Annotated in this window: 24 protein-coding genes and 1 pseudogene; 7 read left to right on the plus strand and 18 right to left on the minus strand. The window is 29.6% G+C overall.

The genetic code is table 11. The features are described from left to right. Nucleotides 1–211 precede the first annotated feature (211 nt). The 3 genes from CC89_RS17280 to CC89_RS17290 all read left to right on the plus strand — a co-directional run bounded on the left by CC89_RS17280 (nucleotide 212) and on the right by CC89_RS17290 (nucleotide 2,515). Nucleotides 212–1,246: a DUF3048 domain-containing protein gene (locus CC89_RS17280; protein WP_051931948.1), complete on the plus strand. Its 1,035-nt coding sequence runs from the start codon at nucleotides 212–214 to the stop codon at nucleotides 1,244–1,246. A 182-nt stretch (nucleotides 1,247–1,428) separates the two neighbouring features. After that, entirely contained in the window at nucleotides 1,429–2,271 is an 843-nt protein-coding gene (locus CC89_RS17285; protein WP_035294294.1) for a DegV family protein, read from the plus strand. A 55-nt stretch (nucleotides 2,272–2,326) separates the two neighbouring features. Continuing rightward, a complete protein-coding gene (locus CC89_RS17290; protein WP_035294296.1) occupies nucleotides 2,327–2,515 on the plus strand; it encodes a hypothetical protein in 189 nt (62 codons plus the stop codon). Between the two features lie 65 nt (nucleotides 2,516–2,580). On the opposite strand, the gene CC89_RS17295 is transcribed toward CC89_RS17290, so the two are convergent. The 14 genes from CC89_RS17295 to CC89_RS17360 form a co-directional block, all read right to left on the minus strand. After that, a complete protein-coding gene (locus tag CC89_RS17295) occupies nucleotides 2,581–3,957 on the minus strand; it encodes a chloride channel protein (protein ID WP_051931949.1) in 1,377 nt (458 codons plus the stop codon). Between the two features lie 243 nt (nucleotides 3,958–4,200). Then, the gene (locus CC89_RS17300; protein WP_035294299.1) at nucleotides 4,201–5,052 is read right to left on the minus strand and encodes an Mrp/NBP35 family ATP-binding protein; all 852 of its coding nucleotides are present in this window, start codon (nucleotides 5,050–5,052) and stop codon (nucleotides 4,201–4,203) included. A gap of 280 nt (nucleotides 5,053–5,332) precedes the next feature. Continuing rightward, a complete protein-coding gene (locus CC89_RS17305) occupies nucleotides 5,333–6,523 on the minus strand; it encodes an ABC transporter permease (protein ID WP_035294697.1) in 1,191 nt (396 codons plus the stop codon). A gap of 64 nt (nucleotides 6,524–6,587) precedes the next feature. Continuing rightward, nucleotides 6,588–7,280 (minus strand): ABC transporter ATP-binding protein, encoded by a 693-nt coding sequence (locus CC89_RS17310; protein ID WP_035294302.1) that lies wholly within the window; start codon nucleotides 7,278–7,280, stop codon nucleotides 6,588–6,590. A gap of 10 nt (nucleotides 7,281–7,290) precedes the next feature. Continuing rightward, nucleotides 7,291–8,445 carry an efflux RND transporter periplasmic adaptor subunit gene (locus tag CC89_RS17315; RefSeq protein ID WP_035294303.1) on the minus strand — a complete coding sequence of 385 codons (1,155 nt, stop codon included), beginning with the start codon at nucleotides 8,443–8,445 and terminating at the stop codon, nucleotides 7,291–7,293. Between the two features lie 213 nt (nucleotides 8,446–8,658). Beyond that, nucleotides 8,659–9,513 (minus strand): YhfM domain-containing protein, encoded by an 855-nt coding sequence (locus CC89_RS17320; protein ID WP_035294305.1) that lies wholly within the window; start codon nucleotides 9,511–9,513, stop codon nucleotides 8,659–8,661. Nucleotides 9,514–9,515: 2 nt separating this feature from the next. Then, entirely contained in the window at nucleotides 9,516–10,283 is a 768-nt protein-coding gene (locus CC89_RS17325; RefSeq protein WP_035294307.1) for a prolipoprotein diacylglyceryl transferase, read from the minus strand. Nucleotides 10,284–10,394: 111 nt separating this feature from the next. Further along, nucleotides 10,395–11,003 carry a hypothetical protein gene (locus CC89_RS17330; protein WP_051931950.1) on the minus strand — a complete coding sequence of 203 codons (609 nt, stop codon included), beginning with the start codon at nucleotides 11,001–11,003 and terminating at the stop codon, nucleotides 10,395–10,397. Between the two features lie 59 nt (nucleotides 11,004–11,062). After that, nucleotides 11,063–12,385, minus strand: coding sequence for a hypothetical protein (locus CC89_RS17335; protein ID WP_035294308.1), 1,323 nt, complete (start codon nucleotides 12,383–12,385; stop codon nucleotides 11,063–11,065). Between the two features lie 73 nt (nucleotides 12,386–12,458). Next, nucleotides 12,459–13,298: a 16S rRNA (adenine(1518)-N(6)/adenine(1519)-N(6))-dimethyltransferase RsmA gene (rsmA, locus tag CC89_RS17340; RefSeq protein ID WP_035294310.1), complete on the minus strand. Its 840-nt coding sequence runs from the start codon at nucleotides 13,296–13,298 to the stop codon at nucleotides 12,459–12,461. Beyond that, entirely contained in the window at nucleotides 13,285–13,842 is a 558-nt protein-coding gene (gene rnmV, locus CC89_RS17345; RefSeq protein WP_035294312.1) for a ribonuclease M5, read from the minus strand. Before rnmV ends, rsmA begins: the two co-directional genes overlap by 14 nt. Nucleotides 13,843–13,944: 102 nt before the next feature. Continuing rightward, nucleotides 13,945–15,000, minus strand: coding sequence for a resuscitation-promoting factor (locus tag CC89_RS17350; protein WP_035294314.1), 1,056 nt, complete (start codon nucleotides 14,998–15,000; stop codon nucleotides 13,945–13,947). A gap of 206 nt (nucleotides 15,001–15,206) precedes the next feature. Beyond that, nucleotides 15,207–15,968, minus strand: coding sequence for a TatD family hydrolase (locus CC89_RS17355; protein ID WP_035294316.1), 762 nt, complete (start codon nucleotides 15,966–15,968; stop codon nucleotides 15,207–15,209). Between the two features lie 289 nt (nucleotides 15,969–16,257). Further along, nucleotides 16,258–17,370 carry a DUF362 domain-containing protein gene (locus CC89_RS17360; protein ID WP_035294317.1) on the minus strand — a complete coding sequence of 371 codons (1,113 nt, stop codon included), beginning with the start codon at nucleotides 17,368–17,370 and terminating at the stop codon, nucleotides 16,258–16,260. 730 nt (nucleotides 17,371–18,100) lie between these two features. Between CC89_RS17360 and CC89_RS17365 the strand changes: the two genes are divergently transcribed. The 3 genes and pseudogenes from CC89_RS17365 to CC89_RS21465 all read left to right on the plus strand — a co-directional run bounded on the left by CC89_RS17365 (nucleotide 18,101) and on the right by CC89_RS21465 (nucleotide 19,460). Continuing rightward, entirely contained in the window at nucleotides 18,101–18,589 is a 489-nt protein-coding gene (locus CC89_RS17365) for a hypothetical protein (RefSeq protein WP_035294319.1), read from the plus strand. An 83-nt stretch (nucleotides 18,590–18,672) separates the two neighbouring features. After that, nucleotides 18,673–19,089: an NUDIX hydrolase gene (locus CC89_RS17370; RefSeq protein ID WP_035294321.1), complete on the plus strand. Its 417-nt coding sequence runs from the start codon at nucleotides 18,673–18,675 to the stop codon at nucleotides 19,087–19,089. A gap of 96 nt (nucleotides 19,090–19,185) precedes the next feature. Beyond that, nucleotides 19,186–19,460 (plus strand): annotated as a pseudogene (locus tag CC89_RS21465) (GNAT family N-acetyltransferase). A 666-nt stretch (nucleotides 19,461–20,126) separates the two neighbouring features. On the opposite strand, the gene CC89_RS17380 reads toward CC89_RS21465, so the two are convergent. The 4 genes from CC89_RS17380 to yedE all read right to left on the minus strand — a co-directional run bounded on the left by CC89_RS17380 (nucleotide 20,127) and on the right by yedE (nucleotide 23,464). Then, nucleotides 20,127–21,644: a DUF445 family protein gene (locus tag CC89_RS17380; RefSeq protein ID WP_035294323.1), complete on the minus strand. Its 1,518-nt coding sequence runs from the start codon at nucleotides 21,642–21,644 to the stop codon at nucleotides 20,127–20,129. Between the two features lie 298 nt (nucleotides 21,645–21,942). Continuing rightward, nucleotides 21,943–22,179 carry a putative Se/S carrier protein gene (locus CC89_RS17385; RefSeq protein WP_035294326.1) on the minus strand — a complete coding sequence of 79 codons (237 nt, stop codon included), beginning with the start codon at nucleotides 22,177–22,179 and terminating at the stop codon, nucleotides 21,943–21,945. 3 nt (nucleotides 22,180–22,182) lie between these two features. After that, nucleotides 22,183–22,386 (minus strand): sulfurtransferase TusA family protein, encoded by a 204-nt coding sequence (locus tag CC89_RS17390; protein WP_035294328.1) that lies wholly within the window; start codon nucleotides 22,384–22,386, stop codon nucleotides 22,183–22,185. Further along, nucleotides 22,376–23,464 carry a YedE family putative selenium transporter gene (yedE, locus tag CC89_RS17395; protein WP_035294330.1) on the minus strand — a complete coding sequence of 363 codons (1,089 nt, stop codon included), beginning with the start codon at nucleotides 23,462–23,464 and terminating at the stop codon, nucleotides 22,376–22,378. Before yedE ends, CC89_RS17390 begins: the two co-directional genes overlap by 11 nt. Before the next feature lie 374 nt (nucleotides 23,465–23,838). On the opposite strand from yedE, the gene CC89_RS17400 reads away from it, so the two are divergent. Beyond that, nucleotides 23,839–24,993 carry an aminotransferase class V-fold PLP-dependent enzyme gene (locus tag CC89_RS17400; protein WP_035294332.1) on the plus strand — a complete coding sequence of 385 codons (1,155 nt, stop codon included), beginning with the start codon at nucleotides 23,839–23,841 and terminating at the stop codon, nucleotides 24,991–24,993. Nucleotides 24,994–25,282: the final 289 nt, after the last annotated feature.

Here is a 25,282-nt window from a genome sequence, read left to right on the forward strand (position 1 = left end):
AACGTAAAAAATATATAAAGTTAATTTAGAACTCCATAGCTAATTTTTATACTGTTTCTTGTACTTATTTAACGATTGAAAATATATAATAGCATGTTACTTACTGATTTTTAAGGGGTACCATATTATTTTAAACATATATTTTTAATAGTTGCTATAATTAATTTTTGTGATAAAATATTTCTATATTTACTATATAAAGGAGGATATTATGTTTAATAAAAAAACTTTATTATGTATAATTGTGTGCATATGTTTTTTTACAGGTTGTAATTTTCCATTTAATTTTGGTAAAAAGAAAATTGATTCACCTACTTCAAATAATACAATTACAAAAAATGAAATACCTATTGAAAAAGAAGAAAAATATATTTCCAAATTTACAGGTGAAGAGGTAAGTAAAAACTCCTTTGCCAATACTCCATTTATGGTTATAATAGAAAATTCTAAGGATTCTAGACCTCAATATGGTTTAAATTCATCAGACATAATATATGAAACTGTAGCAGAAGGTGGTATTCCTAGATTCATAGCTTTATTTCAAAAAAATGATTGTAAAAAAATTGGTCCTGTAAGAAGTGCTAGAAATTATTTTATTGATATAGCTAATGAATATAACCTTCCCTTTGCACACTGCGGTGGAAGTGCAGAAGCTTTAAATAGAATTTTGAAAAATAAAGAAAAAAGCATTAATGAAATTTCAAACTCATCATACTTTTTTAGAGACAAAACTCGAAAACCTCCTCATAATTTATATACTGATAGTAATAAAATAAAAACCTATATAAAAAATGTGGACTATAAATCAAATTCTCCTATTAAACTTAATTTCGATAAAAAATACTGGGAAGATTCTAACCTTCCATCTACAAAAGAGGTTAATATAAATTTAAACAAATATTATACTACTAGTTACTATTTTAAAAATAATAAATATATTAAATACATGGATAACAATGTATCTGTGGATGCAATTACAAAAGAACCTCTATACTGTAGCAATATAGTTATTCAATTTACGGATATTTCACTACAAAATGATGCCCTACACTTAAATATAAGACTTACAGGTCAGGGAAAAGGTTACTTAATTTCTAATGGTAAATTTAAAAAAATCAAATGGGTAAAAAAAGATAAAAATTCTGTGACAGCTATACTAGATGAAAATGAAAATCCTATTCCTTTATATCCAGGGAAAACCTGGTGGCATATTGTTAGTACTAATACCTCTATAAATTTAAAATGATTTTTAACTATACATGGTATAATTTTAATTAGATAGCTTTAAAAAATGATTTACATTTAATTAAAATTATACTTTTATTTTTTACTACTATGTGTACCTTGTTCATTTATTCCAATAAGGTATTGCTAATAATGTAAATTAATTTTATAATTAAAGCATTAGCAGATTAGGAGGAATATGTTTTGAATAAAATAGCTTTAATAACAGATAGCATTTCTGATATAAATGAGAAATTTGTTGATAAATACAATATAAAGGTCTTACCATTAAAAATAATATATAAAGATAAAGAATATTTAGATAGAATAAATATAACTCCTAAGGATGTTTATGATAGAATGCCAGAAGAAATTCCAACTACCTCCTTACCTTCAATGGATGAGATAAATGAGCTTTATATTGAGCTAGAAAAGGAAGGTTATACTCATGCTATAGCAATACCAGTATCCTCTAATTTATCTGGTACTTTTAATGCTATAAAATTAATAAGTTATGATCATCCAAAAATAAAAACTCATGTATTCGATTCAAAGTCTATAAGTGTTGGTGAAGGAATAATGGTAGAACAATGTGCTAAACTTATAAGCAATGGTGAACCTTTCCAAAGAATAGTGGATCTTTTACCTAGTATAAAAAACAAAGTACATTTATATTTTTTATTAGATACCCTTGAATATTTAAAAAAAGGTGGACGAATAGGTAAGGTTGCTGGAACAATCGGCCAACTTCTTAATATAAAACCAATAATCTCCATAGACGATGAAGGTACGTATTACACAGTTACAAAAGCTAGAGGTAAAAAACAAGCTATAACTAAATTACTATCAATGGTTCAAGAAATACTAGAAAAGTGCAAATGTAAAGTGTATGTAATGCATGGAGGTGCAGAAGAGGAATGTAGAAAATTAATGGATGTTATTTCTAAGTTTTCTAATATAATCTCATTAAATACAGGGCATATAAGCCCTGCCGCTGGCGTGCATACTGGACCTGGTTTATTAGGTGTAATGCTATTTGAGGAATAAAAAAATATAAACTACATAAAATATCATTAAATATATTTCGGAAAGGTGATATTTTATGATAGGTAAAATAATAGATATGAATAAAACTGATGCCTTTATAAATTTTCAAGATGGAACTACTATGGATATTTCTGTTACCAGATTACCTAAAAACTCAAAGATAGGTGACACTGTAGACATCGCTATGAACAGTTCCCTATCATCTTCTTCAACTTCAAATAAGGTAATAGATTTTTTTATATAATTTTAAAATAAACCAGTGGCTATATTTTAGTACAATTACTTATACTAAAATATAGCCACTGGTTTTTATTCATATCCTGAATCGGTAAATTCTAATTTTCCTGTTTCAATAACTTTACCTAAAATATTCTTACGAGATTTATTTATTTTAAATCTTCCACCGGTTCCAACTTCACAATCCTCTTTCATGCAAATAGATGGCGTTTTAGATATCTTTAACACTTGTGTTGGATAAATGCTCTTATGCCCTACTATTAAATAGCTTATAACACACACTATAGCAGAGTAAGTACCAACTTCAGCTCCAAATAATTCCATACTCATTATTATACCTGCTAAAGGGGTATTGGAACAGGTTGCTAAAAAACATACCATTCCCATAGCAGCATAAAAAGAAGCATGTCCATGTATTAAAGAAGCCCAAGTACTACCTGCTGTAGCTCCTATATATGCCATAGGAGTTAGTATTCCGCCATTTCCTCCTGATGCCAAGGTTACAGAAGATGTAAGCATCTTACCTATAAATGCAAATCTCCCAACGCTACCTCCTGTTACTGCTTTATTTATTATTCCTTCACCCATGCCAATACAATCTGTACTTCCACTCATAAGAACAATAGCTATTAATATTAATCCTCCTATAATACCTTTTATAGGCTTATATATGTTTATTTTTTTAAATGCTTCTTCTATTAAATTCACTATAATTATAAATATATTGGCTAATATACCAATAAATATTCCAAAGGCAACCATTTTTATAAACATCATGGCTGGATTAGATCTTTTAAAGTCAACTAAATATATTAAAAGAGGTTTAGTCCCTAAAAATCTTCCCACGAAATAACTTACATAAGATGAAATTAAAGCTGGCAAAAGAGATAAATAAGAAAATCTGCCTATATACAAAACCTCTGCAGCAAAAACCGCAGCGCCTACAGGTGATCCAAACACCCCCACAAATCCTGCACTAATTCCACATATAACAAATCTTTTTCTATCTATATCATTCATATTTAAAAATTTAGAGAAAAACGATGCTATACCTGCACCTATTTGAGTGGCTGGTCCTTCCTCACCTACAGATCCTCCAAATATTATAGTTAGAAATGTAGTAAATAGTTTTACTGGCATAGCTTTTACGTCCATTTTTCCAGCTCGCTTATGTATGGACTCTATAGCTTTTTCAGTACCATGACCTTCTGCATCTGGTGCTAATTTCAAAACTATTAAACTGCATATAAAAAATATAATAGGCAATAGTATATAGTAATATTTAATACCATTTTGTACAATAACTTCCCCTGCTTCCACAAATTTTACAAAAATACCAATAGCAAATCCCACTGTTAATCCTACAAATATGGATAACAAAATCCATTTTATAGTACTTCCAATCATTATGGATTCTTCAACTATATCTTTTTCAAATAGTTTTTTCATTTTATTCCCCCTTATACTACATTTATTTACTATTTTCATCATTAAATTTCCCTTATTTATTATAAACCTCTTTTTCTACCATTGTGAATATTGTAAGAAAATTTTTTCAATATTTTTTTTACAAATAAAAAAGAGCCGCATTTTTCGCAACTCTTTTATACATCTACTATTTTTTATTTATTGCTTTATTATTTTTCACTTATTATCTATTACTTATTACTTATTACTTATTACCTATTCCTACTACTTATTATATTGCTTCAGCATATTTTCTATTAATTCATCATAACATTTATGATTACTTATATATTCCTCTGCATTTCCATTTTCCATATTTTCTACTAACTCTAAATCCACAGGCATTTCTGCAAGTAGTGGTATATTTAAATAATTTGCGTGTTCTTCTCCTGATTTCTTGCTAAATATCCTCATCTTTTCTCCACAACTTCCGCAAACTACATAAGCCATATTTTCAACTACTCCTAAAAGGTTTATGTTAAGTTTTTCGGCCATAGTTACAACTTTTTTAACTATCATAGATACCATATTTTGTGGAGTAGATACTATTACCATTCCAGTTACAGGCATAGTCTGCATTACAGTTAAAGCCACATCACCTGTGCCTGGCGGCATGTCAATTAGTAGATAGTCTAATTCATCCCACATAGTATCCGCATACATTTGATTTAGCACACCAGTAATTACAGGTCCTCGCCATATAACAGGTTCATCTTCTTGTTCTGTTAATAAGTTTAAAGAAATAACCTTTATACCTAACTTTGTGGTAACAGGCTCAAACTTAACCTCATTTCCATCACCTGCAGGATACATAGCTGCTCTCTTATTATTTATTCCAAAAAATCTTGGCATAGATGGACCAGTAATATCTGCATCTAATACTCCTACTTTATAACCTTTTTTAGCAAGCTTTGTAGCAAGTATTCCTGTTACTGTAGATTTACCAACACCACCTTTTCCGCTTATAACCCCTATAACATTCTTTATTTTACCGTACTTAGGTAACAACTTAGTTTCTTCACATTTATTCTTAGTATTACAATTTCCCTTACTTGGACATGTATCACACGTACTCATGACTTACGCCTCCTTTTAATTGGTGTCAGGCACCTCACGAAAAATGTCGATTTGTACACCTTCCGTATATTTAAAATTATAACACTATAGGCACTAAATTTTCCAGTATATATTTAGTGTGTATTTAGGCACATTCAAATAAATAACAAGTCAGTATGCTAGTCTATTTTGCGTCATACTTAGTCATCAGAACCTGCTGATAGTCCTACCAAAAGCGGAACCTGCTTCCTTGTCTGACATAAAATATACCAACACTTTGACTTGTTTCTTTTCATGTATCTTATTCATATCTAAGTGCATCTATAGGATTTAATTTGGCAGCCTTTTTAGCAGGATATATGCCAAAGAAAATTCCAACGGCAGAGGAAAACAATATTGTTCCCATTATTACTTTTAAGGATATGTTAGGAGAAATCTTAGCTACCATTCCTATTAATTGTGCTCCAGTAATTCCTACTAACATTCCTATTATTCCACCCATAAGGGATATTATCACAGATTCTGTTAAGAACTGCATTAATATTGCATTCGTTGTGGCTCCTATTGCTTTTCTTATACCAATTTCCCTTGTTCTTTCCGTAACTGAAACAAGCATTATATTCATAACTCCTATACCACCAACTAACAAAGATATAGCTGCTACAGCTCCTATAAATGCTGTAAATATACCTAAAACTTTATTTACCTGCTCTAGTTGTTTTAATACATTTTCTGCACTATATACATTTTTACTTCTATTGCCATGTCTACTATATAATATGTTCATCGCAGCGTTTCCAGCGTATTCACTTGTCTCCTTTGAATTTGCCATTATAAATAAACTATCTATATAAAAATCATTAGAATACATAGTTTGAATAAAAGTTATTGGGGTATACATAAATAATGTCATTTCTTCTTCTTGTTCTTCACCTACAAATGGACTTTCAAACCCTTTTATTACACCTACTATTTTAACTTTTTTCATAGAAGTCTTCTCTCCTATCTTTATGCTTTGCCCCACTACATCTTCATATCCAAACAATGCCCTTGCAGACATTTTATCTATAACTACCACCGGTTCCCCTTGAGCATACTCTCTTTCATTAAAAAACCTTCCATACAAAACCTCTACATTTTGAATATACGCCAAATCAGGACTGCCACCTGTAATGATAGAGAATCTACTCTTTTTATCCGAAGCAGCATTTCCCCTCTTTTGTACTACTGGAGTTACATATTTTATAGAATCTATTCTATCCTTTAATACTTTTACATCCTTTAATTCTATGTAATCACTTCTATCCGCCTTAGAGCTATCCACTTTAATATTTACTATAGATGCTCCTATCTTTTCAAATTCCACTGTTATGCTGTCTCTAGCCCCGTCTCCTAGAGAAATAATTGTTATAACGGAGCTTATTCCTATTATTATTCCTAACATTGTAAGAAAGGATCGTAACTTATTAGCTTTTATACTTTCTATAGCCATCTTTAAGTTCTCATATAAATTAAAATTCACCAGAAAATACCTCCATTCTCTACCATGAATTTCTTTATAAAATCATCCTATTTTCCACTGGTTTATCTAAAATTATTTCTCCATCTGTAAATTTAACAATTCTTTTAGTATATCTTGCAATATCTTCTTCATGGGTAACCATCACAACTGTAGCACCTTCTTCATTTAAATCCTGAAATATCTTCATTATTTCTACAGAAGACTTAGTATCTAAGTTCCCAGTAGGTTCATCTGCCATTATTACTTTAGGATTATTTACTATAGCCCTTGCTATGGCTACTCTTTGTTTTTGCCCACCTGATATTTCATTAGATTTGTGTTTAATTCTATCTCCTAATCCTACCCTTTCCAGTGCCTCTATTGCTTTTCTTTTTCGCTCCTTAAGAGGTATTCCTGCATATATCATAGGCAGTTCTACATTTTCTAGCAATGTCATTCTAGGAAGCAGATTAAATGCTTGAAAAACAAAGCCTATATCCTTATTTCTTATATGAGCTAAATCATCATCTTTTAAGTCTGATATATCCTTTCCATTTAATATATATTCACCTTCATATTGATTATCTAGACATCCAAGTATATTCATAAACGTGGATTTTCCAGAGCCTGAAGGGCCCATAATAGAAGTGAATTCTCCCTTTTGGATTTTTAAGTTTATACTTTTTAAAGCTGTAAACTCTAATTCACCTGTAACATATGTTTTAACTATATTTTTTACCTCTAACATAGTATCCCTCCTAAGCTTCCTCTACCAAAACACCATTTTTAATAGATTCATTAGGATTCAATATGACTTTTTCTTCCTTGCTTAATCCACTTAAAATCTCTGTTTGTGTATCAGATTGAATACCTACTTTAACTTTTCTTTCTTCCGCCTTTCCATCTTTTATCACATATACGTAGCTAGTTCCTTTTTTGTCTAGTTTTATAGCTTCTGCTGGTACCTTTAAAACTCCCTGTGCCTTTTCCACCAATATATCAACATCTACATCAAATCCCACTTTTAAATTATCACTTTTATCTAATATGTCTAAATAGACTCCAAGAGAAGTTTCTTTTCCCGCAGCAGATACCTCCTCTTTTGCCACTGGATCAATAGATGATATTTTGCCTTTGTACTTATTCCCTCCACTTATTATTAAAGCTTCTTGTCCAGATTTTACCCTAGAGGAGTCATACTTATTTAAAGACATAACCACTTCTAAATCTGTAACATCTTGAACCACTACCACTGGCTGTGCTCCACTATCCATAGCTCCCTCTTTTACATTTAAAGCTGTAACTATGCCATCCTTCTCACACACTATACTACCTTTACTTTTACTTTTATTTTCTTTTGCACCATCTAGACCTAATTTAGCAAGTTCAACTGCATTTTCTGCCTGCTTAACTTTTTCATCTGAAATATCTTGAATTTTGCTTTTGGCACTCTTCAACTCTTCAATAGTTTTCATATTTTGAAGATTGTTGCTTTCCTCTAACTTAGCTATTTCATTATCAATATCTAATTTAGTCCTTTTATTTTCATCTCTTTGCGCTATTAAATCTTTTCTTTGAAGAACCGCATTATCATATTGAATTTCTGCCTGCCTCACAGCTGAATTCAAATCTGGAACATCGTAGGTTATAAGTACATCTCCTTTTTTAACCTTTTGCCCTACTTTTACATTAACCCCCTTAACCTTTCCTTGAACTCCAAAATACTCCTTTAAACTTTTGGATCTTATTTTTCCACTAGTAGATAAGTATGCCTCCAAATTTCCTGTACTTACTTTTGCTGTTTTAACCTTGTTATGCTTATTTCTGTTCTTATTAACAGTTCCTATGTAAATTAAAACACCTATAATTACAACAGGTATAAGCCATAGAATAACTTTCTTTTTCTTGCTCATACTATTCCTCCCATAAAACACTATTTTAATCATTTTAGCATAAAATAACTTGAATATAAACTTATTTGCCCATATACTTATAAAGTTCTCTTCAAATAAATTTAATATTTATATCAATTAATGCACATCTTAATAAATTTATAAAGTCCCTTTTAAACCATATATACCACATTTTATTTCCTCAAAAAGCAAAAAACCAGATTTTCATCTGGTTTAAAACTGTTTATCCTTTATTACTGGTGCCTTATCTGGGAAAATCCTTATTTCCCAATTGCCTTTATCATATTCATTCCATATATAGTACTTTTTATTTTGGTTTTTAGTATTATCCACAAATTCTACTATTCCCTTGTAAAGAAAAGCCTTATAACCTTCAGTACTTATATTCATAACTATATCGTATTTTTTGTTTTTATCTTCTATTATTTCCGCATTTATTTTTTGTTTTTTTATATCTTCTTTAAATTGCTCTATATCTGAAGATAATAAAAACTTTCTAGCCTCCACATCATCATTTAGCTTTATCCCAATAGTTGAGTTAGGACTATAACTTCCAGTGTACTTTTTCATTACTTGAATTAATGAACCATAGTATACCTCAGAAAACTTTTCTGGAACCCTTATATTCCAAAAATTCTTTATTATATCATTATCAAGTCTTCCAGAAACTATATATATATTATTTTCCTCGTCATATAGATTTCCACCACCACTTTTTTTATCTACACCTACTATATATTTAAATTGATGCACACTTTCATCATTTTCATACATTTCAAATATGTAATCTGGATTCAATGTGGTTTTAGTATTTACCTTCTTTGCTGAAGATAAAATATCATACATATCACTTATGGCCTTCTTATCTTCAACCATAAATCTAAATCCCTTATCTCTAGTACTTTGAATTACTATTTTATTAATTCTTCCATCCTTTATATATTGAAAATCTTCATTCATTAATCCCATTTTTACTTTTAGCTTATCTATCTTATTACATCCAATAAAAACAAAAGGCAATGCTAATACTATAATGGCTACTAAAAACTTTCTGCAAAATTTAACCACTGTTATTTCCTCCTGCTACTATATTTATTAAATAACTTATCTATATTAAAAACTAAAATTGCAGCTATAATCATAACTATACTAATAAATTGTGATGTGGAAAGCAATCCCACTGTTCCCCTAGGATCATCTCTTAAGAATTCCACTAAAAATCTACCAATTCCATATAATATAAAATACATGGAAAAAACTCTTCCTTCTTTTTCATTTTTCTTATCATACCATAATAAAAAAGCACAAAGGGCAAAATCGAAAATTGAAGAGTATATTTGAGTTGGATGTAAATGTACTCCTATTGGTGCAAAATCCGAATTCTTAAATTCCACACCGAGGCAACTATTTGTAACTTTTCCATAGCAACAGCCTGCTAAAAAACATCCTATTCTTCCAAAACCTTGGGCTAATGGTATAGTTGGTATTACTAAATCAAATACGTCTAATATTCTCCATTTATTTTTTCTACTATAAAGATAAACACCTAAGGCTCCCCCTAATATTGCACCGTATATAACAAAGCCATACTGTAAATCCTTAAGTATAGATGGATCTTCTAAAATATTCTTAAATTCAGTAATTATAAACAATATTTTTCCACCTAATACACCTGATATTATTGCTATAATAGCCATATTACTTATCTTATCTTCATTATATCCTCTTTTTTTAACTCTATAATTCAATAGTATAATTGCTGCTAATATTCCTATAGCTATCATGGTGCCATAGCCATATACTTTTATGCCAAACACCTCAAATAATACAGGTTTCATATTGTCACCCTCCTATTAAATAAAATAAAGAGAAGCTTAAACTTCTCTAATTTTAGAGAAGTTTAAGCTTCTCTTTTTTCTATTATATAAATTATAATACTTTACTTAAATTTAATCAAATGTTTTATGCATATCTACGCTCTGAAAAGTATTCACTATTGTTCTAAAAACCTGAAGCATACTCTCTTTAAAATTAGCTTCATTTACAAAGAAAGAAAATCTCACAAATCCATCTTTCTTAGGAATAAAATATTCAAAGGACTTATATATATTCTTTTCTTTATCCACTATAGAATATGTTACTTCGTATCCTTTATTACCACCTAAATCTATAGGTTGCATCTTATAGTTCTCTATGATATTTTGCTTTGATGATATTTGCTCGCTACTTTTTAAAAATTTCTCTAAATTCATATTTATATTCCAAGCTTGAACTACTCCCCGTATAACGTTATCCTCTGAAACAAATTCATTATGATATATTATCTCATTACCAGTAAATTTTCTTATTCTGGTATTCCAATTTTCAGGAAGTTTATAAAGATACGTATTATCAAGCATATAGTATTCTTTCAATGCTTTTATATCATTATGAATTAATGCTGTAAACTTAAGTTTCCCATATAAATTTTTTTGAAAAACCACTAAAATAAACATAAGCCCTATTAAAATTAAAGATATTCCAACTCTTTTTCTATTTACCTTTATGACCTTTATCATTAACTTACCCCCGCATATAATTCATACAATAGTACTATATGCGCATATTTTTTTCTATATTACTTATTTTTCTTTATAGGTATCAATATGTTATAGTTTTTAAAATCATAAAACATTATCCAGTATCCTTGATTTTTATCTAAGTTACAACTCTTCATCCAAGTTACAAAGCCTGTTTTCCCCTTGAATGGCTGGCAATTTGGAGATTTATTTCCTGGTATTGCATACATTATATATTTAATCTTACAATTTTCATCATACTTATACCCAACTAAATAATGTTTATATTCTTTTATATAAGGATAGTAATTTATCATAGGATAATGCATAACTACATACTTTTGGTAGTCGGACATATCACACATATTGTTTATATCTTCTACATCTATTTTATACCAAACGCTTTTTTGTATTTTAGGGAAAATGTCCACATACTTTTCGAAACCTTCACCTAAATTTTCAAAAAACATTTCCATAGAATCCATATGACATTTATTTTTTCTGAATTCTTCTTTGTATTCATCTATATTTTCTTCTCTATCTTCATTCATTTCTTTTTTATTTTCTTCTTTAATTTCTTCTGTATCTTTAATCTTCTCAGATTTTTCTTCCATGTGCTCTGTATTTCTTTCTTCCTTATTAATTTCTAATTTTTCCTTATTAATTTTTAATTCTTCTTTATTAACCTCTAATTTTTCTTTATCATATTGCTCCTTTTTCTTACTATCTTTGCTAACTTTATCTTCTTTAGTTTCATCTCTATTTATAGTGTCTTTAGTATTTTCTTTTTTCCCTAATTCTTCTAGAACCTTATTTACAGATATATTTTTCTCTTCTTTATCTGAGCTAGATACAACCTTAGATTCTTTAACATCATCCTTTACTGTTTGCTTGTTTTTCTCAATTTCTTCTTCGTAGCTTTCAAATATGTTACCTAAATCCCTTTTATCGTTTATATTTATAATGCTATAAGTTTTCCAGTCCTTGGGTATATCTGTAGTAATAAATCCACTCATAAGAGATATAACGTTATTATCCATTATTCTAGCTATGGAAGCCCCTATAACCTTGTCTACTGATGTGTTACTTCCTCCTATATTCTCTTCATCATACTCATAACTCACATCAGCTCTACCCTGTTCGTCTAAATTTATATTGCCTATATTTATTAAGTTCCTACATCCCCTTTTACCACATATAAGCAGCATAGAGTACTTATCATCAGGCTTTAGATTTTGAACGTAATAGGATATTTTGCACTTTGAATTCTTTATTTCTATTTTAGCGTATCCTGTAGGAGTTTTACCTGAAGATAATCCAAAGCCTCTTTCATCTTCTTGGAGTATGATAAAATATCTACTATAACTTTTTTTAGAAGCCAAAATTAGTCCCCCCATTGATATTATTCATTATAATATATGTGAGACTTTTCGAAAAGTGAACCTACTTATTAAATTATTTACTTAACTTATATATTTCATTAGCTAAATTGGCAAATTCCTCTATACTTAAAGTTTCCCCTCTTCTTTTTGGATCTATGTTTGCTTTATCAAAAGCATTTTGCAACTTTTCCTTATCTAAACCCATATTTTTAAGTCCATTCCACAAGGTTTTCCTTCTCATACTAAAAGCATCCCTAACTACTCTAAAAAATAACTTTTCATCCTCCACATAAACTTTAGGGGTTTCTGTTCTATCTAGTCTTATTACCATAGAATCCACTTTAGGGCTCGGTATAAAACATCCTGGGGATACCTTTCGTAAAATCTTAGTATTACAAAAATACTGAACTAATAATGTAAGAGCTCCATACTCCTTACATCCAGGCTTTGCATCCAATCTCTCTGCTACTTCCTTTTGTATCATTATAGTTAGTGACTTAAAATTATATCCTCCCATAATTAAATTAGATATTATTGGAGTAGTCACATAATAAGGCAAATTTGCTACAACCTTTACACTCTTTTCTTCTCCAATTATTTTATTAAAATCAACCTTTAGAGCATCTTCATGTATCAGTTGAAAATTTGAATATTCTTTTAGCTCCTCTGAAAGTATAGGTATAAGCCTGGAATCTAATTCTACAGAGCATACTTTTTTAGCTTTCTCTAATAAAACCCTTGTTAATGTTCCCACTCCTGGTCCTATTTCTATTACTAAATCATTCTCTCCTACTTCTGCTCCGTTAACTATATCATAAAGAACAGTATCATCAATTAAAAAATTTTGCCCTAAGCTTTTACTAAACTTAAATCCATATTTATCTACTATATTTTTAGTCTTAAAGTTTTCCATCCTTAGTCTCCTCATCAATTCTTTCTATGGCTTTTACAAATTCTTCTTTAGATATACCATAGTTATTTAATCTTGATAAAAATTGGTTAGCATTGCCATAACCTATGCCTAATTCTCTTCCTAACCTCTCTCTTCTATCCTTTGAATTATTATATCCACTTAATTTAAAATAAAGCATATCTTCTATAGTGAACTCCTGTATTTTTTCTTTTTGTTCACATTTAGCCTGTTCTAAGGCTTTTCTTATGATTTCTGGACATGCATTTTCAACACCTATGTCCCCGTCTTTAGTTCCATCTATTTTTGATATGTATGCATGCTTTATACCTGGTACCCTCTTAGATATTATTTTTCTAATTTTTTCTCCTGCAAAATCTGGGTCTGTAAAAACTATAACGCCTTGTCTCTTCTGTGCTTCTTTTATTTTATCTATTACTCTTTTATTTATACCAAAGCCTCCTACAGCTATAACTTCTGCATCCACAGCCATTTTTACTGCAGTAATATCATCTCTTCCTTCCACCACAATAACTTCTTTAATCATAATAACTCCTCCAAAAAATTCTTTTCAAATAATATTTTCTTTCTTTTTATTACATATGTCAATGTGTCAATGAAAAAAAGGAGCTATATAGCTCCTTTTTAACTATTTTAGAATGTATACATTGACCCATCTTACCCCCCAGCTGTTTGCTTGGGAATTTGTATTTAAAAATACATCTATTATATTTCCTTTTATAGCACCGCCTACGTCCTCAGCTATGGCAAGACCATAACCCTCTACATAAACCTTTGTTCCTAAAGGTATAACTCTTGGATCTACGGCTATAGTACTATAACCACTAGGATTTCTTATTGCTCTTGTTCCTGTAGCTGTTATTCCTTGATATGGGTCACCTGAACCTTTCCCAGTACAGGCTTCGCTAGCAGTGTACGCAGTAGCCTTCATTCTGATAACTTTTCTGAAATTCAAACTTGAATTTGAACTTCCACCTCCACGTGATGGTCTTACAACCCCCATGGTTCCTACTGCAACCATTTGTTGAACTGGTTTTTTAGTTACACTCTCACTTACTACCCTGCGAGAAACTTCCTTTCCATCTTCATATACTACTCTTGTGGCTATAATTTTTTCACCTTTTTGTCCTGCCTGAATAACTTTCTTTTTTCCTTCTTCTAGGTTATTGTCTTTTTTTACCACTGTAGTAAAATCCAATGCCTGATTTTCTTTAACAAGTTTAGAAGTAACTCTTGTGATAGAAATATTCATTCCATTAGTAATTTTGTCATCCATAGATGGTTTTACGGCATCTTCTTTTTTTACCTTAATGCCTTCTTCATCTAGCATATCCTCAACAGTATCTTCAGCTGTTACTATAGATAAAGTCTTTCCATCTACATCAACCTTAACTTTTACTGCCTTCTTTATTTGTATCTTATCTCCGTCTTTTACTTCACTGCCTAAACTTACATTGATTTTGTCTTTATTCTCTATCCGTATATTATTGTCTGCTAGAATTCGCTTTAAGTCACTTCTATAGGTAACTATTTTTTGCTCTTTTCCGTCAATTACTACTGAAACTGTCTTTTTTATGGTAGCAATCCCTAACGTCACTCCTATAAATAACAGGATTACTACTAGTACAGCTACTGGACCCTTAGCAAAGCTTTTATTAGATAGGTCCCTTGCTTTCTGTTTCATAGTAAACTACCTCCCTTTGGCATAGACAAAATTTATTATATAGGTTTTCGCATATTTTGTCAAATTCCTATGCCTTTTGTCATATTAACCAATGCATCCCATGCATAAAATATATATAAAATTATTAAAATAATAATAGCTAAAGCATGAAAAATAGTTACCTTTTTATTCCATATAGATAATATTAAATATATTTTACACTAAATTTATATTTTAAACAAGCTTTTTGTATTTTTTATTGTAACTTGTTCTATATCTTCTGTTGATATATCCTTAATCTCAGATATCTTTTCTATTACAAATTTAATATAATCAGATCTATTTCTTTTCCCTCTATAAGGAACAGGAGCCATATATGGGCAATCAGTCTCAACTAATATTCTATCCATAGGAACGGTTTTTAATACCTCTATGATTTTTTTAGCGTTCTTAAAAGTCACTACACCAGTACATCCTATATAGTATCCTAACTTTAAGCATTCTTCTGCAAACTCTGGACTTCCTGAAAAACAGTGTACAACTCCCCTCACTTCTGGAAATTTTCTAATTATTTCTAGTGTATCCCTATGAGCGTCCCTATCATGTATAACTACAGGCAATTCCAATTCCTTAGCTAATTTCATCTGCTTTATAAAAGCATCTTTTTGGACTTGCTTTTCAGGATTTTCTTCATAGTAATAATCTAATCCTATTTCTCCTATAGCTTTTACTTTAGGATTCTTAGCTAGCTCTCTCAATTCATCTAAAATATTTTCATTCAATTTATCTGCATATTCTGGATGGATTCCTACAGCAGCGTAAAAAAAGTCATATTTATCAGCTAATTTAACTGAATCCCTAGCCCCTTGTATAGATGCTCCACAATTTAAAACACCAATAATATTATTTTTTTCAAGTTCCCTTATAACTTGTTCTCTATCTTCATCAAAAGATTCGTCATCATAATGGGCATGTGAATCAAAGATCATTACTTTCCTCCTCAGTTTATCTAATATTTATTCTATTAACTATACATAAAAAAGTTTCTTTCCTTATGTTTACAAAATCATATTATGATTTTTTTATCATAATTATGAATTTTTACAACCTGTGCCATGAAATTATATTAAATTAATTAATTTCAACGTAAATAAATTTTAGTATTGATTTAAGCATATATAATGCATAACAAAATTAAAGACGTTTAAATTAATATAATTTTTTATAGTACAAGTGGAATTTTTATAGTTTTACACTTTAATTATATTAATTTTAATTTTAATTAATTACTATTAACTCATAATTTCTATTTCCCAACCCTATATCTTCACCATGTTCTACACTACATTTCCAATCAGTATTTACATATAATCCATTAAACTTATCTTCACCTTCATGTATATGTTTTTCCTCCAATTCACTTCCCTTTGCCACTGGAGAATTATTTACCATATCCACAGAAGCCATATCTAAAGCTACAGGATCAAAAGAAGCTGCAATACCTATATCCGGCACTATTGGCACATCATTATGCGCCCAACAATCACAATTTGGTGACACATTCATTATAAAATTTATATGAAAATTAGGTTTATCTTTAACCACAGCCAATGCATATTCCGCTATCTTTTCATTAGCAATATCTGCAGCCTCATCCCATTTTACTAATGCTGCATCAAATTTACATACTGCAACACATTGACCACAGCCTATACATTTATCATAATTTATATCTGCACTCTTATTATCATCAAGAGTTATTGCCACAACTGGACAATGTTTTATACATGACCTACAAGCAACACACTCCTCTTTCTTAATCCATGGTTTGGAGGCTGAATGCATTTCCATTTTACCCCCCCTTGAACCAGAACCCATTCCAAGATTCTTAAGAGCCCCTCCAAATCCTGTCATATCATGTCCTTTAAAGTGATTCATAGAAATAACTATATCTGAATCCGCTATAGCCGTTCCTATCTTTGCAGTCTTGCAATGTTTTCCGTTTATTTCTACTTCTCTATAACTACTTCCCTTTATACCGTCTGCTATTATAATATGACATCCTACAGTTAAAGGATTAAATCCATGTGTATAAGCAGTTTCTAAATGATCTAATGCATTTGCCCTTTTACCAGTATAAAGTGTATTTGAATCTGTTAAAAAAGGTTTTCCACCTAGTTCCTTTATTAATTTAACTACTTCAGCAGCATAATTAGGTCTTATATAGGCTAAGTTTCCTGGCTCCCCAAAATGTATCTTAATAGCTGTAAATTTATCCTTAAAATCTATATCCTTTATACCTGCCTGTATTAATAAACTGTTAAACTTGTCTATTAAATTTCTCCCAGACTTTGTCCTCAAATCCATAAAGTAAACCTTTGACTTTTCCACACTTATCACCCTCACCCTTTAAATATTAATACAATTATACACTACTTTACAGCTATTTCAAAATAGGAATATTGTGATGGAATTCCCTAGGAAAAATCTGCTTTTAATTCCGTGATAAAATTGAAATTTTGGATTGTGAACAGTACGCTGAGAACTCCTAAATGTTTTGAAATTTAAATCCCCTAAAGCCTTCAAACTCACTCGTTCCTCGCTCAAGCAATGAAGGCTTCTTAACGGGGCTTTAAATTTCAAAACAAAGAAGTTCTAAAGCTAGTTCAATAGTCCCAAATTTCAATTTTATAACTCCATTAAAAGCAGATTTTTCAGAGCATGCATATATCGTCACGGGGAAAGAATAGCCTACTAAAGGATAATTTTTCTTCATTTTATTTAGAAAACCTTTAATTTATAAATAGAAAAGCGCTCATAATATTTTTTAGGCGTAGCCTTTCGAAAAGTTATATGATACTTGCCAAAATAAAATAGTAACTAAAATTTAATTCATTTTACCGTAAGGCAGTTATTTGTATAAATCTTAGCTTTAGTATTTAATACGGCTATCGCCCAATAAAAGACTCGTGAAAAACAAAGTATAGAATTCAACTTTAAGCGTAGAGTAAACAATAAAGCAGTAAACGCTTTTATGATAATTTCGCCTAAAAGTATGATATAATTGTAAAATAAGTTAATTAATAATTGTAAAAACTACGAATTTGGGAGGTTTAATTGTGTGAGATATTTTACTAATGAATTATGGTCAAAGATAAATAGTGATTCTCAAAAGGAACGTGATGAAGCAGACTTTGAATGGGATAAGAATAACAAAGCATACTCTGAAATATTTGATTTAATTAAGGTTAGGCTTTCCCAAAAGTTTTTAAGAACATATTTGAGTAATCATGGTTTTCATGACTTTCAAATAAAGAATATAGTATTAACACATAAGGAGTATGGGTTTAAAAATCCTATATCATTAGATATATATGTTACGGATAGTGTAAATACATTTAAAATAACCTATAAGTGTATTAAACAGTTTTGCGTAAATTATGAAGAAATAGAAGGTTGGGCAGCTAGAAGAGGATTTGATGATTGGGGTTATGATGAATTTTTGCCAGTAGATGAACAGACTTTATCTCATGAAATCCTTTTTGCTTCTGGTTCAACCATACTAATATACTTTAAAAATAACAATATATTTGTAACCAAGATAAAATAGAATTAGTTTGTAATTTTCTTTTATAGTGTCATAACTGTAAATTAAGGCAAAGTAAATTTAATTCAAATGACGGAGGATAATTAATGGATATAGAATTTAATGTAATCGCTACATTTGATAGTATGTGCAGAAATATTCTTATGTGTAAAAGAAGAAAGAACCCATATAAAGGCCTGTACAATTTAGTCGGAGGAAAGATTAAAAGTGGAGAGGATGGATTAAGTGCGGCTTATCGTGAATTAGAAGAAGAAACTGGCATTTCCCAAAATGATATTACACTAACACACTTGATGGATTTTACATATTATTTACCCAGTATTAAGGTCGAAGTATATGTTGGGCGTGTAAATAAAGAAGTTTCTGTATATGGAGATGAAAATGATTTAGAATGGATAGAAATAAATCAGAACTTCTTTGACATTTCAAAATTTGCTGGAGAAGGCGATATTGGGCATATAATGAAACATATATTTTTATATAAAGAGATACTTTTAAAATAGATTCAAAAAATAAAGCAAGTACAACCTATAGTTGATAGTTCACAATTTTCTTTTTTGCGACGCAATGGTAATTAATAGTATATTTAAAAGGGGCTTTTGGGTGATTTCTCAAGAAGATATATCATAATTGCACATGACCAAAATGAGGCAATAGGTATTTTAATAGGCATAGTAAAGGATGAGTGGTTATTACACATTTACTCTTTACATGTATCTCCAAACTATCAGAGTAAAGAAGTTGCTCAGCGCTATTATCTAAGTGCATAAATGATATGTACTTTAATAATATAAAGGAAATAATTTTAGATGTGGATATTGATAATAAACCAGCCTATAATTTGTATAAAAAGTTTGGTTTTAAAGAAGTATAAAAAAGAATTATTAAAGTTTATAAGTACACAATCTTCTTATATATAAATCAATGCCACGGCAAAATATATTAGGCCTTATTTAGTGCTTTATTTTGACAAGCAATTATTTATCAGTCAGAAGTTTAACACTTAAAAGTTTTTTTGGCGTGAGCCTGTTGATTTATAATGAATGATCGGCATATAGGTTAAGAAACATAAATATGTATTATAACAACAAATTTTAACATCTAGAAACTATAACCTAGTATTAAAAAACATTTGATGACTAAGGACTAAACGAAAGGCTCCGCCTAAAAAAATATTATGAGCGCTTTATCATTTATAAATTAAAGATTTTCAGTAGCGCAGCGGAGGAAAATCATCCTTTAGTAGGCCGTCTCCCCCAGAAGCAATGTACGCATGAACTGAAAAATCTGTCTTTAAGGTAACAATAAATATAGTTTTTTAGACTATTGAGCTAGCCTTAGAAATTCTTTGTTTTCAAATTTCAATATCCGTTAAGAAGCTTTCATGTTTGAGCGCCGTTAGAAGCGAGTTTGAAAGCTTTAGGGTATTGAAATTTGAAAACATTAGAATTTCTTGGCGTATTGCGAACAGTCTAAAAAATATATTTATTGTGAACTTAAAGACCGATTTTTCTTATGGCACTTGCTTCACAATATATTCTTACAGTGATGCAATTAGTGATGAAACTAATCCCATAATTCCTCCTAAAAGTCCTCCTAGCCAAGTAATTGCACTAAGTTCTTTGTTAGCTATTTCCAAAATTATCTTTTCTGCAAATGCCACATCAAAGGAGTTTATCCTTTCTTCAGTTATGGCAGCTATATCTAATGCTTCTATAACTGATTCTGCTTCTTTTTCAATAAATTTGTTATAAAGATTTTTTGTCATATGATAAGAATATTGTGTAATAGTATCCTCATGGCCCTTGAATATATCCTTCAATGCTTTATGGAAAATAGACTTTATAAAATTTTCAACAATATTCTGAAGTTTTCCACAGAAAACCTTTCCAGATAGAAATTCTTCTATTTTTTTGTGGATAAATTTGTTCAAATGTTCACTATATTCTTTATTCAATTTAATAACTATATTTCTTATATTATTATTACCGTTAATTTTATCTTTAAATGTCTTCTCTAAAGACCTTATATTTTCTTCTGTTACAAATTTATCACAAATTAAACTTCCTATAACTCTTACAGTCTCCTCTTTCCCTTCCTCAGAAGAATTTACAAGTATATCACTTACATCCTTTTCTAATATTTTATCTACTATCTCTCCTAAAAGCACTATAACTTCTTGCTTATTCTCTTCCTTTTCCATAAAATCATTTAAAATAACCATAGCCTTTTCATGTAGCGATTCCTTATTTAAAAACATAGCTATCATAGGATTTAAATTTTTACTTATAGCCTCTTCAATTATCTCTTTTATTTTTATTTGAGCTTTTTCGCTATTTAATATTTCTCCTATTGAATCACTAATATTATCTTTTCTATTATACAAATATACTTTTAAATTATTTATTGCACTTTGAGGAATAATATCTTTTATCTTTTTAGAGCCACCTTCTAAGTTTTTCAATTCTTCCATTAGTACATTGTTTAATTTTTCCCCTATTTTATCATTGTTTTTATATTCCAAAGCTGCAGATAATATTTTTTCACTTATTCTATTATAAATGCTACTTTCCGTTAAAACCTCTGTACTTTTATTTAAATTTTCTTCTATGTAATCTCCTATATATTTAACCATAGCATTTTTAGATTTTTCATTTCTTATACTATTTAATATATATTGATTTAAACTCACACTTAAATAATTACATATTTCCTGCAGCTTTCCATCTGAAAACTCTTCAACTAATTCACCTAATGTATTTTCTGAGTCTTTTAAGCTTTCTACTTTATTAAATACCCATTTTTCTAATTTTTTATTGATTTTTTCACTGCATAAAGATTTAACCATGGTTTCCTTTGTAAGCAAGTGATTTCCTATAGCTTGCCCTACACTTTTAGCTATTCTGCTTTTTTCCTTAGGTATTAATCCCGGAGTAAAAGGTATTTTAAATCCTAAAAATTTCTTTTCTTCATAAGGCCTAAAAAGCATTTTTATTGCTAACCAGTTAGTAATATACCCTATTATAGCTCCTGTTAATGTAGTTATTAAAACCTTCATAATTTTAATTTCTCCCCTTACTTCTGTATATTTCTTATGTTTCTTATTTTGTAGCTTTTTAAGTTTTCACTACAACAAATAATTTTATTACATATAGTCACTTTAGTAAATGGCTTAAATAATAATATTATTACTAACATAAATTAAGCATAACTTTCTAGCCATCTTTGTAAATAAATTTAAGATAAAATAAATTAAGGATAAGTTCATATTTAACTTATCCTCAATTTATTATTTATTTTTATAAAGTGAAAAGCAAAATTTAATTTTTTTACTTCAATTTAATATTACATTGAAGTTATTCACAAGAATATATTTCTTTATGAGTATTATCTTCCATTAAAAATATCTTTTCTATTTCTTCAGTTACTATAGAACTTATATCCCCTTCATAACTAAACTTTACACCTATGCCACAGTTAGAACTTAACTTTCTTGGTACAGGCATCATTTCACTACACATTCCACTTTTAACTAAAAATCTATTGTATTTTACTGCTCCCGAATGAGTAAAAAATACTGCAATATATTTCATAAATTATTTCCTCGCTGTAATTACAAAATCATCTTGCTTTTCTTTTACATCAACATTATATCCAGCATTTTTTAGGAATCTTTCAACGTTTCCCTTAGCTGTATTGTTATCCACAATTATTTCTATTCCTTTAGGGCTTTGTTCTATTCCTTTTTTAGCCATTAAAACTGGTTGTGGACATGACATTCCTCTAGCATCAATCTGCATTTACACTCACATCTCCTTTTGCCTTAAAATTCATGGATTTTTCCATATTAAAATAAGACACTGCAAGAACTACTACAAATCCTATGATTACTGCAATTTTACCATTTGGAGTAGGTCCCTTTCCACTTGAAGCCAATGAGAAGTTATGGCAGAAAGCCGCTCCAACCAACATTCCTAATACTGCCATTACTGAATCTATATTTCCTTCAGCAGATAAAATCAACTGTCTTAAAGGACATCCTCCTAAAAGTACTGAACCCCATCCTGCTAATACCATTCCTAAAAAGTTCCATAAAGCGTCATTATGTGCTACTGGTTGTTTTAAAAATCCAAATTTAACTTGTCCAAATATTAAGTTTCCTATTAAAGTAAATACAAATATAGATAGGAATCCTGTTAATAAATAACTATCTTTAAACATTATTAAATCTCTTATACCGCCAACCATACAAAGTCTTGTTTTTTGAGCCAAAATTCCTACAATTAATCCAGCCCCTAAAGCTAACCATATTGGTGCATGTAACGAACCTGGTGCTTTCTTACTGAAGAATATAACTGCTGGTGCTGTAAATAATAAACCTAATAATGCTACATTTACCACTGGAAATAAATATCCTTCAAAATTTGATAATTTATAATTTCTCTTTAGAGTAAACCCTTTATTTAAGAAGAATATACCAACTGCTATACCAACAGCAAATCCTGCTATTCCAAATATAGCATTTAAATCTCCTCCAGCAAGTCTTAACACCATTCTTAAAGGGCATCCTAAAAACATTAAAGCTCCTACCATTACTATAAATCCCAAAACAAATCTTATAAATGGAGAAGAGCCCCCTCTAGTACTAAACTCCTTACTTCCCATAGCCATTAAAAAAGCACCTAGTACAATACCTATAACTTCTGGCCTTATATACTGAACTACCGGTGCTCTATGTAGTCCTACAGCTCCTGCTATGTCTCTTATGAAACAAGCTATACACACTCCCATATTACCAGGGTTTCCGAACTTTACTAATATTGCTGAAAGTATTCCCACTACTGCTCCAGCAAATATTATGCCTTTTTTACCTGACATGTTATCCCTCCTTAATTTTTTAAATTATCATATTAATTACATAATCATTGCCATCTTGATTGTAACAATTCTATAAACATAAGTTAAATAGTTTATTTCTATGTATTTAAGACTATCTATTGTGATTTTCTATTGAACAATTATTATAAAATTAATTTGTATAATAATTTTAAATGCTACTTTATGTTAAACTTAATATATACTTTTATTTTTGTCATATAATATTTATATTTTTACAAATATATATTTTAAGATTAAACCACAAAAGGTACAATGCGGTGGATTTAAGAAATTTCATAATTCAAGTAATGTAATACTCTTTGTGAGATAATCATTTTAAGCATTGACAAAAGATTTTATTAGGAGGATTTCAAATGAATAATTTATACTTAGATAATGCTGCTACTTCATTTCCAAAACCAAAACAAGTAGCTGACAGCATATATAATTACATACTTAATATCGGATGTAATGTAAATAGAGGCGCTTATTCTACTGCTTATACCGCTGAAAATACTCTATTTGAAACCAGAGAACTTATATGTAAATTATTTAATTTTTCTATTGAAGAAAACGTTATATTTACTAAAAATATAACTGAGAGTTTAAATGTACTAATAAAAGGCTTTATTAAACCTGGTGATCACATAATAGTTTCTTCTATGGAACACAATGCTGTAATGCGACCTATCACTTCTCTTTGCAAATTAGGTGTTAGTTTTTCTAGGATTCCCTGCGATAATGAGGGAAATTTAAGATTAAATGAAATAGAAAATTTAATTACACCCAATACCAAAGCGGTAATAATGACTCATGCTTCTAACGTTTGTGGTACTATTCTTCCTTTGGAAATGGTAGGTAAGCTTTGCAAGAAACATAATTTATTTTTTATTATAGATTCTGCTCAAACTGCAGGATTTTTAGATGTGGACTTTAAAAAGTTGAATGCTGATGCCATAGCTTTCACTGGACACAAAGGACTTATGGGTCCTCAAGGAATAGGTGGTTTTTTAATAAATGATAGACTTAATGCTATAACTGCACCCCTTATAGAAGGCGGTACTGGAAGTCTATCCGAATCCGAATCTCAACCAGATTATATGCCAGATAAATTTGAAAGCGGTACTATGAATTTACCTGGGATTTTTGGCCTAAATGCTGCACTTAAATATATAGAAAATACAGGAATAAAATCTATAAAAGAAAAAGAGCTGGAACTCACAAAAAAATTTATAAATGAAATTAAAAATATAAATGGAATAAACTTAATAGGAAAACAAAACATAGAGGGAAGAACTGCAGTGGTCTCTTTAGATTTTACTAATTTAGATAATGGTGAAGTTTCTCACATTTTAAACAGCGATTTTAATATTATGACTAGATGCGGACTTCACTGTGCTCCATCTGCCCACAAAACTCTAGGCACTTTTCCAAGAGGTACTGTACGCTTTAGTTTTAGCCATTTTAATACATTTGAAGAAATTAAATACGCTGTTGATTCTATTTATAATTTGATTAAACGACAATAGAAAAGTAGTGATTAATTATTAACTTAATCAACGGCAAAACATTTGTATGTTTGTAAGATGATATTTTTTATTTATTTCATTGAAAAAAATTCAAAACATTATAGAAAGGGGCTGTCGCATTAAGGAATTTATATACAATATATTGTTTTGCAAGTTTAAAATTAACACAATATGTTGTAGAATTTATTCTTAGTGCGACAGCCCATTATTTTCATTTAATTTTTATTTTATTTAACTCTTTCAATAATTCTACAAACGAAGTTAATTTCTCTAAATAACTATAACACTG

It is taken from the genome of Clostridium sp. KNHs214 (assembly GCF_000744935.1).
GTDB lineage: Bacteria > Bacillota > Clostridia > Clostridiales > Clostridiaceae > Haloimpatiens.

Bases quoted from the DNA above. Each gene is read 5' to 3' on its own strand.
- CC89_RS17350 (WP_035294314.1), bottom strand. From the start codon at position 15,000: ATGAAACAGAAAGCAAGGGACCTATCTAATAAAAGCTTTGCTAAGGGT.
- CC89_RS17315 (WP_035294303.1), bottom strand. From the start codon at position 8,445: ATGAGCAAGAAAAAGAAAGTTATTCTATGGCTTATACCTGTTGTAATT.
- CC89_RS17370 (WP_035294321.1), top strand. From the start codon at position 18,673: ATGGATATAGAATTTAATGTAATCGCTACATTTGATAGTATGTGCAGA.
- CC89_RS17280 (WP_051931948.1), top strand. From the start codon at position 212: ATGTTTAATAAAAAAACTTTATTATGTATAATTGTGTGCATATGTTTT.
- CC89_RS17290 (WP_035294296.1), top strand. From the start codon at position 2,327: ATGATAGGTAAAATAATAGATATGAATAAAACTGATGCCTTTATAAAT.
- CC89_RS17305 (WP_035294697.1), bottom strand. From the start codon at position 6,523: ATGGCTATAGAAAGTATAAAAGCTAATAAGTTACGATCCTTTCTTACA.
- CC89_RS17310 (WP_035294302.1), bottom strand. From the start codon at position 7,280: ATGTTAGAGGTAAAAAATATAGTTAAAACATATGTTACAGGTGAATTA.
- rnmV (WP_035294312.1), bottom strand. From the start codon at position 13,842: ATGATTAAAGAAGTTATTGTGGTGGAAGGAAGAGATGATATTACTGCA.
- CC89_RS17390 (WP_035294328.1), bottom strand. From the start codon at position 22,386: ATGCAGATTGATGCTAGAGGAATGTCATGTCCACAACCAGTTTTAATG.
- CC89_RS17300 (WP_035294299.1), bottom strand. From the start codon at position 5,052: ATGAGTACGTGTGATACATGTCCAAGTAAGGGAAATTGTAATACTAAG.
- CC89_RS17330 (WP_051931950.1), bottom strand. From the start codon at position 11,003: ATGATAAAGGTCATAAAGGTAAATAGAAAAAGAGTTGGAATATCTTTA.
- CC89_RS17385 (WP_035294326.1), bottom strand. From the start codon at position 22,179: ATGAAATATATTGCAGTATTTTTTACTCATTCGGGAGCAGTAAAATAC.
- yedE (WP_035294330.1), bottom strand. From the start codon at position 23,464: ATGTCAGGTAAAAAAGGCATAATATTTGCTGGAGCAGTAGTGGGAATA.
- CC89_RS17380 (WP_035294323.1), bottom strand. From the start codon at position 21,644: ATGAAGGTTTTAATAACTACATTAACAGGAGCTATAATAGGGTATATT.
- CC89_RS17400 (WP_035294332.1), top strand. From the start codon at position 23,839: ATGAATAATTTATACTTAGATAATGCTGCTACTTCATTTCCAAAACCA.
- CC89_RS17355 (WP_035294316.1), bottom strand. From the start codon at position 15,968: ATGATCTTTGATTCACATGCCCATTATGATGACGAATCTTTTGATGAA.
- rsmA (WP_035294310.1), bottom strand. From the start codon at position 13,298: ATGGAAAACTTTAAGACTAAAAATATAGTAGATAAATATGGATTTAAG.
- CC89_RS17295 (WP_051931949.1), bottom strand. From the start codon at position 3,957: ATGAAAAAACTATTTGAAAAAGATATAGTTGAAGAATCCATAATGATT.
- CC89_RS17325 (WP_035294307.1), bottom strand. From the start codon at position 10,283: ATGAAACCTGTATTATTTGAGGTGTTTGGCATAAAAGTATATGGCTAT.